Origin of the sequence: Pseudaeromonas aegiceratis (assembly GCF_046254905.1) — a bacterium.
In the GTDB taxonomy this organism is placed as follows: domain Bacteria; phylum Pseudomonadota; class Gammaproteobacteria; order Enterobacterales; family Aeromonadaceae; genus Pseudaeromonas; species Pseudaeromonas aegiceratis.
This window is the reverse complement of sequence record NZ_CP158016.1, coordinates 1,348,474-1,362,171: the sequence shown is the minus strand read 5'-3', so window position 1 is coordinate 1,362,171 and position 13,698 is coordinate 1,348,474. Positions and strand designations below refer to the sequence as shown.

Here is a 13,698-nt window from a genome sequence, read left to right as displayed (position 1 = left end):
CTAAGATGAGAGTCAACCGCGCCGTTAGTGCTTCCTGGTCGGACAAGGGGTGTCAGCCCTGGTCTCATGGGATGCCATGCTGCAGGGCGCCTCTGGGGCAATCTAGTGCAGGACGGACACGCTGATTATGAACATCATTTTGTTGGGAGCCAGCGGTCAGGTGGGCCAGGCCCTGTTGCAGCTGGCCCTCGCGACGCCGACCATCACACACATCACGGCGCCGACGCGCCAGCCGCTCCCCCCCCACGACAAGTTGCATAACCCGGTCATCGATTTTAACCAGCTGCCTCTGGAGGCAGACTGGTGGCGGGCGGATGCCCTGCTCAGTGCCCTGGGCACAACCTGTCGGCAAGCGGGCTCCTTGGCCGCCTTTCGCGCCGTGGATCTGTCCATCAATCTGGCCTGCGCCCATGCCGCCCGGCAGCAAGGCACACTGCGCTACGGCCTGGTGTCCGCGGTGGGCGCCAACGCCAAGGCCTGGGTTCCCTACACCCAGATAAAAGGCGAGCTGGAACTGGCGGTGCATCAACTGGACTTCGAACAGCTGGTGCTGATCCGGCCGGCCATGCTGGATGCGCCGAACCGCCCCCAGCCCAGGCCCATGGAAACCCTCGGACTCTGGCTGAGCCGGCGCCTACGGGGTCTGCTGCCGGCGCGCTATCGCCCCGTGCCCCCCACCGCCGTGGCGGCGAGCCTGCTGGCGGCCATCCAGACCGACACCCCCGGCGTACAGATCATCGAGTCCGAACAGATACCGGCCCCCGGCTCCATTCCGCACTGACCTGTCCCGTGGGCAGCCAGCGCCCGGCCTGTTATGCTCGAAGCAGGTGCCACCATCTTAAGGAGCAACAGATGTACGAATTCACCCTGCCCGACATGGGCTGCCAACACTGCGTCAACACCATCACAGAGACCCTCACCCAGGCCGATCCCACAGTGACGCTGCGCTTCGAGTTACCGACCCATAAGCTGGAGGTGACCAGCCAGCTGGCGCGCTCCGTCGTCGCCCGCAAGCTCGAAGAGCTGGGTTATCCTCCCGCCGAGTGACCCAAAACATAAAGGCGCCCGAGGGCGCCTTGTTTTTTGTTCGCATCACAGGCCGCAGCCCATGCTCAGGCCGTGACCGCCTGGGCCGCATAGGCCTCCTCGAACACCTGGCGCAGCCGGCGCAACCCCTCCTCCACCAGCTCTGGCGGCGTGTGGCTGAAGTTCAGCCGCAAGTAGCCCACCGGCGGCTCGTCATCGGCAAAGAAGGCTTCACCCGGCATGAAGGCCACCTGATTGGCTAGCGCCTGCTTGAGCAGCGGGCGGGTGTCCATGGGGCGCTTGAGCTTCAGCCAGACAAACAAGCCGCCGGACGGTACCTGCCAATCCGCCAGATCGGCGAACTGCTCCGCCAGCGCCTTGGCAAAGGCATCCCGCCGCAGGCGGTAGAAGTCTTGCAGCTTGGCCAGGCGGGCCGCCTTGTCCGCCGAACGCATGTACTCCAGGGCCAGCCACTGACCGGGCCGGTTGGTGTGCAGATCGGCGGCCTGCTTGAGGCGCACCAGATGCGGCATCAGGCTGGGATGAGCGATGAGGTAGCCGACCCGGATGCCGGGCATCAGGATCTTGGAGAAGCTGCCCTGGTAGATCCAGGGGGCCGACTTCAGCAGGGAGCAGATGGGCGGCTTGGGCACCCCATCATAATCCAGCTCACAATAGGGTTCGTCTTCCAGCAAGGGCAGCTGATAGCGATCCAGCAGCGCCGCCACCGCCTGGCGTGCCGCCACCGAATAGCACAGGCCAGACGGATTCTGGAAGCTGGGGATGAGGTAGCTGAACCGGGGCGTCTGAGTGCGGATCGCCGCGTCCATCTGCGCCAGATCCGGCCCTGTCTCCCCCATGGGCACACCGACACAGCGGGCCTGGAACAGGCGGAAGCACTGCAGCGCCGCCAGATAAGTGGGAGACTCCACCAGCACGGGACTATCGGGATCCAGGAACAGCTTGGCCACCAGATCCAGCCCCTGCTGGGAGCCGGAGATCACCAGCACCTGGCTCGCCTCACACTGCAGCCCCTTCTCCCGTGCCGCGGCGGCAATGGCCTCCCGCAGCTCGGGCTCCCCTTCACTCATGCCATACTGCTTGATCTGCGGCGGCAGGGCCGACCAGTTCGGCTCGGGGAAACTGTCGGCAGCCGGCAGGCCACCGGCGAAGGAGATGACGCCGGGCTGCTGGGCCGCTGCCAGTATTTCCCGAATGATGGAAGAAGAAAGCGTGCTGATCCGCTGGGCAAACATAGATGGCTCCGTGGCAAAAAGGTCCCTATAGGCGGGTTGCATTTGCCGGGCTAAGCCGGTAAATAGGTCAACTCGGTTGACGTATATTGCCAGCAGCAAGGATTAAGTCAATATGATTGACCCACAGGAGCAGGCCTCTCTCAATCAGGCCCTGGAGCTGTTTCACTTCGCCTTTCGCGCCTTCACCCTGGGGCCGGATGCCGTGCTGGCGGAACAGGGACTACAGCGGGTCCATCATCGGATCCTCTATTTTGTCGGCCGCTATCCGGATCTCAGCATCAATGATCTGCTGGGCATCCTCTCGGTGAGCAAACAGGCCCTGAATGCCCCCCTGCGTCGCCTGCTGGAGCTGAACCTGATCCAGGCCAACCAGGACCCCCAGGACAGGCGCATCAAGCGGCTGCAATTGACCGAGTCGGGCCATCAGCTGGAACAACGCCTGTCCGGCAGCCAACGGGAGCTGATGGCCAAGGTGTTTGCCCATCATGGCACCCCAAGCGAGACCGCCTGGCGGGAGATCATGGGCACCATCGCCGACTGGCAACTGCCGGCCGCCCGCCGAGCCTCTACTCCTCGAGCGGAATAAACACCTCCACCGCCGCGCCACACTCGGGGCATTCCCAATCCTCCGGCAGGCTCTCCAGAGGCGTATCCGGGGGAATGCCGTCCTCCGGCAGACCATGGGCTTCGTCGTAGATAAAACCGCACACCTCACATTGCCATCGCATGCTCACTCTCCTGCTGTCAGCCAAAAATAAAGGAGCCATATTGGCTCCTTGGTGAACAAGCGGGAGCCGATGAGGCTCCCTTGAGTGTAGTTAAGCGGCTTCGACGTTAAAGCGCGGCCAGCAGGATCTGCCGCACCCGCTCCAGGGTGACGGACTGATGCTCACCCAGGATCACGAAGCCGTGCTGGCTGAGGCGCTCCAGCACCTCCCCCAGGTTCTCTTCCTTGACGCCATAGTCGGACAGGCGGGTGCCCACCCCGACCGACTCGAAAAACGCACGGGTGCGGGCGATGGCTTCCTCGGCACGGGCCTTGTCACTACCCTCCCGGATGCCCCAGATCCGCTCGCCGTACTGCACCAGCTTGTCCAGCTTCTCATCCAGCTGCAGGGTCAGCAGGGCCGGCAGCACCACCGCCAGGGTCTGGGCATGGTCCATGCCATACAGTGCCGTGAGTTCATGGCCAATCATGTGGGTGGTCCAGTCCTGGGGAACACCGGCACCGATCAGGCCATTGAGGGCCAGGGTCGCCGTCCACATCAGGTTGGCCCGCACCTCGTAATTCTCCGGCTCCAACAGGGCCCGGGGCCCCTCCTCGATCAGGGTCAACAACAGGCCTTCGGCCAGCCGATCCTGCACCTTGGCCCCGGTGACATAGGTCAGATACTGCTCGGTGACGTGCACGAAGCTGTCAATGATGCCATTGCCCACCTGACGAGCCGGCAATGTGTAGCACTTGCTGGGATCCAGCACGGAGAAGCGCGGATAGACCAGGGGATTGGTGAAAAACAGCTTCTCGTTGTAGCTCTGGGTGATCACAGATTGCACACCGGCATTCACGGAGCCGCCACCCGCCGGCAGATTGATCTGGCGATTGGCGCGGCTGATGACGGCGCCGCAGTTCATCTCGGAGCCGGTGGCCGGCAGGGTCAGCACTGTGCCCAAGGGCAGGGCCCGATGGATGCCCTTGCCGGCGTGCAGCAGAATATCCCAGGGATCGCCCAGCTCCCAGCAGGCTGCCGCCGCCAGGAACTTGGTGCCGTCGATGACGGAGCCGCCGCCCACCGCCAACAGGAAATTGATGCTCTCGGCCTTGATGATCTCGAGTCCCTTCATCAGGGTCTCATAGGTGGGATTGGGCTCTATGCCCCCAAATTCAAAGAGTTGACGCCCGGACAAGGCGCTCTTCACCTCATCCAGCACACCGTTGCGCAGCACGCTGCCGCCGCCATAAGTAATGAGAATACGGGCATTCTCTGGAATTTCTCGCCCAATCGCCGCGATTTGGCCCTCGCCAAATAGGATTTTGGTCGGGTTCTGAAATTCAAAGTTCAACATGCTCTTTCTCCTATTAAATGGCACAAATGGAGTGTTTTATTTTCCTTACCATGAACACTTTTTTAGCAATAAGCCGACAAGATACCACTCTTTTCCCCGAAAATTGCTGATATCTCCAAGTTTTGTGAACAAGTGGCGGTTAATTGGGCCATGGGCAAAACCATCGGAGCCATACGATAACGGCGCCGCGCAATGTTGCAGATTGTTCACATGTTTTCACATTGGCTGTCACACGGGCCCCCTAGCATCAAGCCGCTTTATTCAAGGAGCAGATCCCAAAGGAGCTTACGCAAAATGAAACGACTCGCCCCCCTCGCCCTGCTGTGTGGCGGCCTCTTGCTGGCCGGTTGCAACAGTGATGACGACAGCGCCCGCAGCAGCAGCCCGGGCCTGCCAACCGCCAAACATGTGCTCTTCTTCCTGGGGGACGGCATGGGGATCACCACCCTGACCGCCGCCCGCATCTATGCCGTGGGGGAAGACGGCAACCTGACCATAGATACCTTACCGGAGACGGCGTTTCTCAAGACCTATTCCCACGATTCCCAGGTCACCGACTCCGCCCCCTCCATGGCCGCCTACATGACCGGCGTCAAGAGCAATAACGGCGTCATCAGCATGGATGCCAACGCCACCCAAGAGGCCGATTGTGCCGACAGCGCCGGTAGCGCCGTCACCACACTGCTGGAGCTGGCCAAGGCCAAGGGCATGGGCACAGGTGTGGTCACCAGCACCCGGGTGACCCACGCCACCCCGGCCGCCACCTATTCCCACATCTGTAACCGGGATCTGGAATATGACATCGCCGCCCAACTGGTACCCGGCACCGACAGCTTCAATAGCGCCCTGGGGGATGGGGTGGATCTCATCCTCGGCGGCGGCAGCAAATACTTCCTGCCCAAGAGTGCCGGCGGCGGGCGCAGCGACGAGCGCAATCTGGTGAGTGAGCTGCAGGCCCTGGACTACCAGTACGCCAGCAACCTCAACGAGCTGGTGGCTGCCGACACCAGCAAGCGCCTGCTGGGGCTGTTTAACAGCAGCCACCTCGCCTATGACCTGGACCGCCTCAACGGGGATGCCCCCACGGAGCCGTCCCTGGCGGAGATGACCGCCAAGGCCATCGACATGCTGGGCAGCAAGGAAGAGGGCTTCTTCCTGATGGTGGAAGGCGGGCGCATCGACCACGCCCTGCACGACACCAACGCCAAGCGGGCCCTGCAGGATACCGTCGCCTTCGACAACGCCATCAAGACGGCGCTGGACAAGATGAAGGTGATCGACCCCGACCTGTCCGAGACCCTGATCGTGGTCACCGCCGACCATGACCACACGCTGGTGCTCAACGGCTACGCCCAACGGACCGGCAAGACCACCGCCAGCCAGGCCGGCGTCCTCGGGGTGGTGAAGAACTACGGCGGCAGCAGCGCCGGTGAACCCGCCACCGACGCCGATGGCGCCCCCTACACCATCATCGGCTTCGGTAACGGCTCCAACCGCATCGACGGCCCCCGTGAGGCCCTGGATGACGACACCACCAGCGCCGACGACTACCGCCAGGAGGTGGTGTTCAAGACCGGCACCCCGGGTAGCGAGTCCCACGGCGGTACCGATGTGTTTCTCGGCGCCATCGGCCAGGGGGCCGACAGCTTCCACGGTGTGATGGAAAACACCGCCGTATTCGACAAGATCAAGGCCGCGGCCGCTCTGTAACCGACTCAAGGAGCCTACACCCATGTTTAACAAGACCCTGCTGGCCAGCGCCTTGCTGTCCGCTCTGATGGCCACCCAGGCCTCGGCCACCACCGCCAAGAACGTCATCTTCTTTCTGGGCGATGGCATGGGCCCCACCACTGTCACCGCCAGCCGCATCTACAAGGTGGGCGAAGCCGGCCAACTGACCATGGAGACCCTGCCCCGCACCGCGCGGATCAAGACCTTCTCCAACGATGCCCAGACCACCGACTCTGCGCCCTCCATGTCCGCCTACATGACAGGGGTGAAGATGAACAACGAAGTCATCTCCATGAGCAGCGATACGGTGGCCGAGTCGGTGATCAAAGACGCCAACGGCAATGCCGGTCTGTCCGGTTGCAGCGCTGACAACGGCGAGGCCGCCACCACCCTGCTGGAGCTGGCCAAGGCCGCCGGCAAGAAGGTAGGCGCCATCACCACCACAGAGCTGACCCATGCCACCCCGGCGGCGACCTTCGCCCACATCTGTCATCGCAACGCCTACTACGACATCGCCGCCCAGGCGATCCCCGGCGGCAGCGGCTTCAACAGCGCCCTGGGTGACGGAGTGGATGTGCTGATGGGTGGCGGCGCCAACTACTGGACCCCCTATGACGCCACCAGCAACCCCAAGGGCCGCGCCGACGGTCGGGATCTGCCGGCTGAGCTGGTGAGCCAGGGCTGGAGCAGCGTGACCACCAAGTCCGAACTTTCGGCCCTGGATCCGGCCAGCCAGTCCCGGGTGATCGGCCTCTTCTCCAAGACATCCCACCTGGCCTACGACCTGGATCGCCAGGCCGACGCCAGCAGCACAGAGCCGTCACTGGCCGAGATGACCGCCAAGGCCATCGACCTGCTGGCCACCGGCGAGCAGGGCTACTTCCTGATGGTGGAAGGGGGCCGTATCGACCACGCCCTGCACGGCACCAATGCCAAGCGGGCGCTGCAGGATACCGTTGCCTTCGATGAGGCCATCCAGACCGCCCTGGACAAGGTGGATCGGGAGAACACCCTGATCGTGGTGACCGCGGATCACGACCACACCATGACCATCAACGGCTACTCCGCCCTGGGCAACCCCATCCTGGATCTGGTGAAGGAAGGCAGCGATCTCACTGTGAAGCGGGATCTGGACGGCAACGCCATCACCACCCTGGCCTTCGGCAACGGCCCCAACCGCAAGGAAGTCCGCGAAGACCTGACCTCAGAGCAGGTGATGGCCGATGACTACCTGCAGGAAAGCGGCGTCAAGCTTTCCTCCGAAACCCACGGCGGCGGCGATGTGATGCTGTTTGCTGACGGCGCCGGTGCAGAGACCTTCAAGGGCACCCTGGACAACACCCAGGTGTTCGGCAAGGTCAAGAGCGCCATGGGCCTGTGATCCATCCGGCCACGGCAGGCCCCTGCCGTGGCCCCTTCATGCCACAAGGACACCCTATGCAATCCCTCCGCCCCCTCCTCGGCCTGCTGGCCCTGCTGAGCCCGGCCCTGTGGGCCAGCCCAATGCCGGATCTGATGGCCACATTGCAGTTTGACAGCCGCGAGATGAGTGCCGACGGCATCGACCAGCGCCACAGCTACCGCGAGACCTGGATCCGCCAGGGCAATACCCTGTGGAGCGAGCGCCAGATCCCCGAGTCCGTGCGTCACGCCTTCGAACATCAGCACGAACACAGCAAGACCCCTCACAAGCACTTCATCCCCGAGATGGCGGCCCGTTGGGTCACCCAGGATGCCGATGGCCAGTTTCATCTGGAATACGTAGACGGCGACCATAAACAGCGGGTCTTCTACCCGGCCACCGAATACGGCCAGGCGGGCTTTCGCCCCGACTGGGCGCAACTGAGCCGGCTGTTTGACCCGGCCCAGCTCAAGGAGCTGACCGCCACCGGCGAGGCCGGCGAGCACGACAGCCGCTGGTATGAACGCCGTCAGGGCGACCAGATCCTGCGGGTGCTCTGGTCCGACAGCCTGCAGCTGGCCCTGGCCATCGACCGTCAGACCCAGGACGGCTATCGCCAATACCATATGCGCGCCACCCTGGCGCCGGCCCTGCCCAGTCCCCTGCCCTGGCAACAGCTGGCCGACTACCAGCAAAAAGAGGTCAGCGACTTCTTGGACTGACCCGCCGGCGGCTAAGCGCACAAAAAAACGGCAAACGCACCGCCAAACCGGCAGATTGTGAGACAAGACAACTCCAGGGGATTGATCTGTCAGACAATCAGGGCAAAATACAGCAGCCGCCGGTATAGCTCAGTTGGTAGAGCAGCGCATTCGTAATGCGAAGGTCGTAGGTTCGACTCCTATTACCGGCACCATATAAAACAAAGGGTTAGCTTCTTCACGAGGCTAACCCTTTGTGCTTTTGTGAAATTCGTACTTACTCGCGTACTTACTGATACATCGCTTACTCGACATTAAAGACCACCAGACACACAGCCGAGTCGCTTCTTCACTTAGCAATGCTTGGATACTGATGGCCGTATGTGCTTAAATTGCTGTATATACATCCAGCCAACGTCGTACAGGTCGTCTTGCAGCCCTTGATCTGCTGCGACAAGGACACTTGGAACAACCGAATTTCGACTTCGGGTTCTTCCTGCCGACACAGCGCCAGCAAGGCCGGAAGCCTTGATGGCGTAATGCCATCGGACAGGGCGATGCGCAACTGCCCATGAAACCCATTGGCCGCCGCCTTCACACTGTCGCGCGCTTGCTGTAAGGCGGTGAAGACGCGCGGCACATGCTCAAGGAACAACTTACCCGCACGGGTCAGCCGCGTGTTGCGGCTGGTGCGGATGAACAACAGCTCGCCCAGGTCTTCTTCCAGTTCCTTGATGGTGCGCGACAGGGGCGATTGCCCGATGTGCAGCCGCTCGGCGGCGCGGGCGAAGTGGAGTTCTTCGGCGACGACTAGGAAGCAGCGGAGGTGTCGAAGTTCCATGCCTTCGCCTCATCATGCCTTGGCACGACTTGGCCGCATGCCAAACCAGCATAAGGCACTGCCGGACAGAAGGAGCGCCACGGAAATGCCGATCGACACATGCATGCCGCGCATGAAGGCGTCTGGCGCGGTGTCCCGGACCAGATAGCCAAAGACGGCAACGCCAAGCATGCCGCCAACCTGCCTGGCGGAATTGAGCACGCCAGACGCGATGCCGGCGCGTGATGCATCCACCGACGAAAGTGTCGCGTTGGTCATGGTCGGCACTGTCAGCGCTGTGCCGCTGGCCGCCAACAGCATCGGAATGACCAAGAGCCAATAGCTGCCGTCCACGCTGACCGAGATCAGCAGAAGATACCCGAAAGCCGCCAGCGTCAATCCCAATACCATCAACAGGCGAGCACCCATGCGCGTGATCAGTCGCCCTGCCAGCACATTGACGGCCATCAGCACGGCGGTCATGGGGAGAAAGGCCAATCCTGTCAACTGTGGCGAAAGTTGCTGCTGAATCTGGAAGAACAGGCTGAACACGAAGATCAACCCGTAATAGGCAAAGTTCACCACCACACCGGCGACGGAGGCCACGGTGAACGTCGGAATGCGGAACAGCTCCAACGGCAACATCGGAGAGCGACTATGCGCTTCGATCCAGATGAAACCCAGGATTGCGGCCACAGCCAGCAGGAAAGCAGCTCGAACCAAGCCGTGTCCCCAACCCAGCGGTGCGGCCTCGGTCAACGCCATGGTCAGCGCGACCAGCGCCAAGATGGCCAATCCTTGGCCCGCCCAGTCGAGGCTGCGTCGGTGGCTGCCGTCATGAGGCGCCACGTAGCGCAACGTCAGGAAGGTCCCGATCAGCCCGATGGGAAGATTGATCAGAAAAATGCTGCGCCAGCCCAAGTGCGTCACCAGTATCCCCCCCAACACCGGGCCTGCTGCCAGCGACATGCCCCCAATCGCGCCCCACCAGCCAACCGCACGGCTGCGCTGCTCGCGATCCGGAAAAGCTTGCTGCAGCATGGCCAGGGAGTTCGGCACCAGCAGTGCGGCACCCAGACCCTGGATCAGTCTGGCGGCAATCAGGATCGGCAGATTGCTGCTCAAGCCGCACGCAGCAGATGCGAGCGTAAACACGACGAAGCCCACAAGAAAGACACGCCGCGCGCCAAAGCGATCACCGAGTGCACCGCTAGTCAGCAGCAGTGCTGCAAAGACCAGCGTATAGGCATTGATGACCCATTGCAGCCCAGCCACGTCCGTGGCGAACTCCTGGCGCAAGGCATCCAGGGCGACGTTGACGACGCTGACATCCAGCAGCACGACCACAAAGCCCAGCGCGGCCGCCAGCAACGTACCGCGCGCAGAAGGAAATGACGAAGACACGAGAAGTACCCAATAAACCGAGATGATTCGCATGATAGGGAGAGGAAATGTCCGCGTAAATTCTCTAGAATTGCACTCCATACTGGAGAAAACGCACAGATGTTCGACTGGGAGAACTTCCGACATTTCCTGGCGGTCGCCCGCACTGGCACCTTGTCGGGCGCAGCCCGGTCGCTGCACGTGGACCATGCCACCGTCAGCCGCCGCGTGGCTGCGCTGGAAGCGGAGCTGCAGGTTCCGCTGGTTGAGCGCCTGCCTCGCTCCTGCCGACTCACGCCCATGGGCGTACAGGTCTATGAGCAAGCCAAGGCCATGGAAACTTCGGCCTTTGCCGTGGAACGACTGGCGCATGCCAGTCAGGAGCCACTCGCTGGAAAAGTGGTGCTCAGTGCGCCGCCGGTGCTGGTGACGCACCTGCTGGCGGGCCGGATCGTGGATTTCCGTGCCGAGTATCCCGGCATCCAGCTTTCCGTGTTGGCGCAGGCGCAGCAGGTCTCGCTCAGCCGCCGCGAGGCGGATGTCGCCCTGTGGCTGGTGCGCCCCAAGGAGTCCAGCAGCGTGGTCCGCAAGCTCGGACAGATGCCTTTTGCTTTGTATGCCAGCCCGGATTACGTGGCGATGCACCGCCCGGAAGATTGGACGTTCATTGCCTACGACACGCAGTTTGCCGAGATGCCCCAGCAACAATGGCTGCTGGAGATTGCCGGCAACCGAACTGTTGGCTGCGAACTGAGCGACATCAGCGGCCACCTGGCGGCAGCGCGTGCCGGAGCCGGTGTTGCCGGTCTGCCATGTTTTCTGGGCGATGAAGACCCCGGCTTGGTACGGCTGGAACACAAAGGCCCGACGTTCTCGCGCGACATATGGCTGATCGTGCACCGCGATTTGCGCCGTTCCGCGCCAGTCCGTGCCGTGATGGATTTTGCGGTCAACGCTGTCACGCAGAAACCGGGACTTCGCTTGGAAACACTAGAGGCTGAGCCATCGCCATGATCTGATAAGTTGGCAACGGCAACCGGCGGCTGCGATACGCACATAGGTGCGCGCAAACAGCACCACGCCCAGTTTTTCCTCCAGTTCATTGACGGCGCGCGACAGTGGCGACTGCCCGATGTGCAGCCGCTTGGCCGCTCGGCCGAAGTGGAGTTCTTCGGCCACGGCCAGGAAACAGCGAAGATGGCGCAATTCCATATAGCCGCCTCGTCTCTCACTTAGTTCATGCGCTTGGGTCCGTTGCTCGTCCGGGGCGATGCGATTGACCAGCACCATGCCGATGCTTGTCCACCATTCGCTGGCCGCCACGTCCGTCCTCGGCGCTTCGTCCTTGGCGATTGCCTTGTATTTGGGGCTGAGCAGGAAGTGCTCCAGGTCATCCACGCTGACGAAACTCATCAGCGTCACCCCGTCGATGGTGCTGGCTTGCGGGTGGTACAGCGGCTCGCCCGGCTCGGTCGGCCCGATGTTGTGGAGTTGCACATAGCGCCGCACCCAACCCTTGGACTGAGCCGCCGCCAGCGGTGCATGCTCGTGCAACCACCATTGCTGGAAGGCTTTGCGGCTGATTGCCGGGTCGCGCACATGGAGCTTGACCAGAGTGACAGCATCAAAGCCCGTGACGCTCGGCACGATGACGTATTGGCGCGCCAGCACCGGGGCGATGTCGCGGAAGATCGCCTGGTCTTCGGGCAGGATTTTCTCGCGCACGCGGGCATTGCCCAGCACCACGGCAATGTCCTCGGGGCCGGCGAAGTTCAGGTAGGCGATGCCGTCCCAGCGAGGGCGACGGTAAGCTTCAACATGGCCGATGACGGTAGGCTGCATGGAAGGCAATGTCCTGACATCACATATTGACATGTCTGAATGCAATGCCCCAGTAGTGTCCTTGCCAAAGCCCAAGCACTCTGCGCTATCAAGGCCACAACCGACACCTCAGCCATCCATCGATACATCGCGGCAACTAACAACCGATGCCGAGTGATGTCTGCCGTCCCTCGGCAGTCCTTTTCGGACTAATAGGCAAGAGTTCGGCAGCTTTGTATCTGGAGGCCCCACCCTCGGCAAAGCACAATGCGGGTTTCCCCTCTCTTTGTCCCGAGCGAGGTCTATGTCATGAGTGAACCGGTACGTCATCTGCTGCTCTGGGGACTGTTGCTGTTGGTGGGGCTGGTGGTGGCCTTGTGGAGTTATGCCCGCCAGCCGCAGTTTGGCGGCCAGCCCACCGGCGAGCGGCTAAGCCGCCTGCAGGCCTCGCCGCACTACCGCCATGGCGCCTTCACCAATCTGGAACCCACCCAGGTGCTCACCGGCGACACCAATACGGCCGCCATCCTGCTCTCCGGCCTGTTTAACAAGGTGCCCAGGCTGCGACCCGAGCAGCCGATCCCTGTGGTGAAGACCGAGATCAAGGCGCTGGACCCCAACGCGGATCTGCTCATCTGGCTGGGGCACTCCTCCTTTTACGTTCAGCTCGCCGGCAAGCGCCTGCTCATCGACCCGGTATTCAGCCGCGATGCGGCGCCTGTGCCCTATGTCAACGCCGCCTTTGACAGCACCTACCAATATCAAGCCGAGGACTTCCCGGCCATCGACTACCTGCTCATCACTCATGACCACTGGGATCACCTGGACTATCCCAGCGTGCTGGCCCTCAAAGACAAGGTGGGCCGGGTGATCTGCGGGCTGGGGGTGGGCGGCCACCTGGCGAGCTGGGGCTACCGCCCGGCTCAGATCATCGAGGGGGACTGGTTCGACAAGATAAGCAACGACGCGGGCCTCGACATCCACCTGCTGCCGGCCCGCCACTTCTCCGGCCGCCTCCTGGAGAAGAACCAGACCCTGTGGGTCGGCTTTGCCCTGGTGAGCCCGAAGCGCAAGCTGTTCTTCAGTGGCGATAGCGGCTATGGAAAACACTTCGCCGACATTGGCCAGCGCTTCGGTGGCTTCGATCTGGTGGCGCTGGACTCCGGCCAGTACGACCCCCGCTGGGCCAACATTCACATGCGCCCGCAGGATGCCGCCCAGGCCGCCGAAGATCTGCAAGCCCGCGCCCTGCTGCCGGCCCACGTGGCCAAATTTGCCCTGGCCAATCACGCCTGGGATGAACCCTTGCAGCAGATGCAGGCCCTCAGCCAGAAGCACAGCGTTGCCCTGCTGACCCCGGCGCCGGGTCAGGTGCTGGATCTGGCATCCCCCGAGGCCAGCACCGCCTGGTGGCAGCCCGTCCCTTCCCCGCTGGTGGCCGCCCCGCAGACGGCGGCCCGCCAGGGTACCCCCAACCCGGTGGAAGAACGCTGA

At 62.6% G+C, this 13,698-nt stretch carries 12 protein-coding genes, 1 tRNA gene and 3 pseudogenes; 9 read left to right on the top strand and 7 right to left on the bottom strand.

The window, feature by feature from the left end:
* Positions 1 to 127 precede the first annotated feature (127 nt).
* Both ABHF91_RS06470 and ABHF91_RS06465 read left to right on the top strand, forming a co-directional pair.
* Complete coding sequence (locus ABHF91_RS06470; protein WP_409422641.1) at positions 128 to 781, top strand: hypothetical protein; 654 nt, start codon at positions 128 to 130, stop codon at positions 779 to 781.
* Positions 782 to 852: 71 nt separating this feature from the next.
* A complete protein-coding gene (locus ABHF91_RS06465; protein WP_409422640.1) occupies positions 853 to 1,047 on the top strand; it encodes a heavy-metal-associated domain-containing protein in 195 nt (64 codons plus the stop codon).
* A gap of 65 nt (positions 1,048 to 1,112) precedes the next feature.
* Here the strand turns inward: ABHF91_RS06465 and ABHF91_RS06460 are convergent, their stop codons facing one another.
* Positions 1,113 to 2,282, bottom strand: coding sequence for a PLP-dependent aminotransferase family protein (locus ABHF91_RS06460; protein WP_409422639.1), 1,170 nt, complete (start codon positions 2,280 to 2,282; stop codon positions 1,113 to 1,115).
* Positions 2,283 to 2,394: 112 nt separating this feature from the next.
* Here ABHF91_RS06460 and ABHF91_RS06455 point away from each other — a divergent pair, with 112 nt between their 5' ends.
* Positions 2,395 to 2,868, top strand: coding sequence for a MarR family winged helix-turn-helix transcriptional regulator (locus ABHF91_RS06455; RefSeq protein WP_409422638.1), 474 nt, complete (start codon positions 2,395 to 2,397; stop codon positions 2,866 to 2,868).
* On the opposite strand, the gene ABHF91_RS06450 is transcribed toward ABHF91_RS06455, so the two are convergent.
* Both ABHF91_RS06450 and ABHF91_RS06445 read right to left on the bottom strand, forming a co-directional pair.
* Positions 2,849 to 3,010, bottom strand: a complete 162-nt coding sequence (locus ABHF91_RS06450) for a rubredoxin (RefSeq protein WP_409422637.1) — start codon at positions 3,008 to 3,010, stop codon at positions 2,849 to 2,851. The genes ABHF91_RS06455 and ABHF91_RS06450 overlap by 20 nt on opposite strands.
* 106 nt (positions 3,011 to 3,116) lie before the next feature.
* Positions 3,117 to 4,346 carry an iron-containing alcohol dehydrogenase gene (locus tag ABHF91_RS06445; RefSeq protein WP_409422636.1) on the bottom strand — a complete coding sequence of 410 codons (1,230 nt, stop codon included), beginning with the start codon at positions 4,344 to 4,346 and terminating at the stop codon, positions 3,117 to 3,119.
* A gap of 294 nt (positions 4,347 to 4,640) precedes the next feature.
* Between ABHF91_RS06445 and ABHF91_RS06440 the strand changes: the two genes are divergently transcribed.
* From ABHF91_RS06440 to ABHF91_RS06425, 4 genes are all read left to right on the top strand, one after another.
* Positions 4,641 to 6,056, top strand: coding sequence for an alkaline phosphatase (locus ABHF91_RS06440; protein ID WP_409422635.1), 1,416 nt, complete (start codon positions 4,641 to 4,643; stop codon positions 6,054 to 6,056).
* Positions 6,057 to 6,078: 22 nt separating this feature from the next.
* Positions 6,079 to 7,458, top strand: a complete 1,380-nt coding sequence (locus ABHF91_RS06435; RefSeq protein ID WP_409422634.1) for an alkaline phosphatase — start codon at positions 6,079 to 6,081, stop codon at positions 7,456 to 7,458.
* Between the two features lie 56 nt (positions 7,459 to 7,514).
* Entirely contained in the window at positions 7,515 to 8,201 is a 687-nt protein-coding gene (locus ABHF91_RS06430; RefSeq protein WP_409422633.1) for a hypothetical protein, read from the top strand.
* 118 nt (positions 8,202 to 8,319) lie between these two features.
* Positions 8,320 to 8,395: transfer RNA gene (locus tag ABHF91_RS06425), tRNA-Thr, on the top strand.
* 192 nt (positions 8,396 to 8,587) lie between these two features.
* Here ABHF91_RS06425 and ABHF91_RS06420 read toward each other — a convergent pair.
* Positions 8,588 to 9,021, bottom strand: a pseudogene (locus ABHF91_RS06420) (LysR family transcriptional regulator); the annotation flags it as partial.
* Positions 9,022 to 9,033: 12 nt separating this feature from the next.
* Positions 9,034 to 10,404, bottom strand: coding sequence for an MFS transporter (locus ABHF91_RS06415; RefSeq protein ID WP_409422632.1), 1,371 nt, complete (start codon positions 10,402 to 10,404; stop codon positions 9,034 to 9,036).
* A 99-nt stretch (positions 10,405 to 10,503) separates the two neighbouring features.
* Here ABHF91_RS06415 and ABHF91_RS06410 point away from each other — a divergent pair, with 99 nt between their 5' ends.
* Positions 10,504 to 11,397: a LysR family transcriptional regulator gene (locus tag ABHF91_RS06410; protein WP_409422631.1), complete on the top strand. Its 894-nt coding sequence runs from the start codon at positions 10,504 to 10,506 to the stop codon at positions 11,395 to 11,397.
* A gap of 21 nt (positions 11,398 to 11,418) precedes the next feature.
* Here ABHF91_RS06410 and ABHF91_RS06405 read toward each other — a convergent pair.
* Together ABHF91_RS06405 and ABHF91_RS06400 are read right to left on the bottom strand one after the other, a co-directional pair.
* Positions 11,419 to 11,595: pseudogene (locus ABHF91_RS06405) on the bottom strand (LysR family transcriptional regulator); the annotation flags it as partial.
* Between the two features lie 132 nt (positions 11,596 to 11,727).
* Positions 11,728 to 12,225, bottom strand: a pseudogene (locus ABHF91_RS06400) (EthD domain-containing protein); the annotation flags it as partial.
* A gap of 288 nt (positions 12,226 to 12,513) precedes the next feature.
* Here ABHF91_RS06400 and ABHF91_RS06395 point away from each other — a divergent pair.
* Positions 12,514 to 13,698 (top strand): MBL fold metallo-hydrolase, encoded by a 1,185-nt coding sequence (locus ABHF91_RS06395; RefSeq protein WP_409422630.1) that lies wholly within the window; start codon positions 12,514 to 12,516, stop codon positions 13,696 to 13,698.

Bases quoted from the DNA above. Each gene is read 5' to 3' on its own strand.
- ABHF91_RS06470 (WP_409422641.1), top strand. From the start codon at position 128: ATGAACATCATTTTGTTGGGAGCCAGCGGTCAGGTGGGCCAGGCCCTG.
- ABHF91_RS06465 (WP_409422640.1), top strand. From the start codon at position 853: ATGTACGAATTCACCCTGCCCGACATGGGCTGCCAACACTGCGTCAAC.
- ABHF91_RS06460 (WP_409422639.1), bottom strand. From the start codon at position 2,282: ATGTTTGCCCAGCGGATCAGCACGCTTTCTTCTTCCATCATTCGGGAA.
- ABHF91_RS06455 (WP_409422638.1), top strand. From the start codon at position 2,395: ATGATTGACCCACAGGAGCAGGCCTCTCTCAATCAGGCCCTGGAGCTG.
- ABHF91_RS06450 (WP_409422637.1), bottom strand. From the start codon at position 3,010: ATGCGATGGCAATGTGAGGTGTGCGGTTTTATCTACGACGAAGCCCAT.
- ABHF91_RS06445 (WP_409422636.1), bottom strand. From the start codon at position 4,346: ATGTTGAACTTTGAATTTCAGAACCCGACCAAAATCCTATTTGGCGAG.
- ABHF91_RS06440 (WP_409422635.1), top strand. From the start codon at position 4,641: ATGAAACGACTCGCCCCCCTCGCCCTGCTGTGTGGCGGCCTCTTGCTG.
- ABHF91_RS06435 (WP_409422634.1), top strand. From the start codon at position 6,079: ATGTTTAACAAGACCCTGCTGGCCAGCGCCTTGCTGTCCGCTCTGATG.
- ABHF91_RS06430 (WP_409422633.1), top strand. From the start codon at position 7,515: ATGCAATCCCTCCGCCCCCTCCTCGGCCTGCTGGCCCTGCTGAGCCCG.
- ABHF91_RS06410 (WP_409422631.1), top strand. From the start codon at position 10,504: ATGTTCGACTGGGAGAACTTCCGACATTTCCTGGCGGTCGCCCGCACT.
- ABHF91_RS06395 (WP_409422630.1), top strand. From the start codon at position 12,514: ATGAGTGAACCGGTACGTCATCTGCTGCTCTGGGGACTGTTGCTGTTG.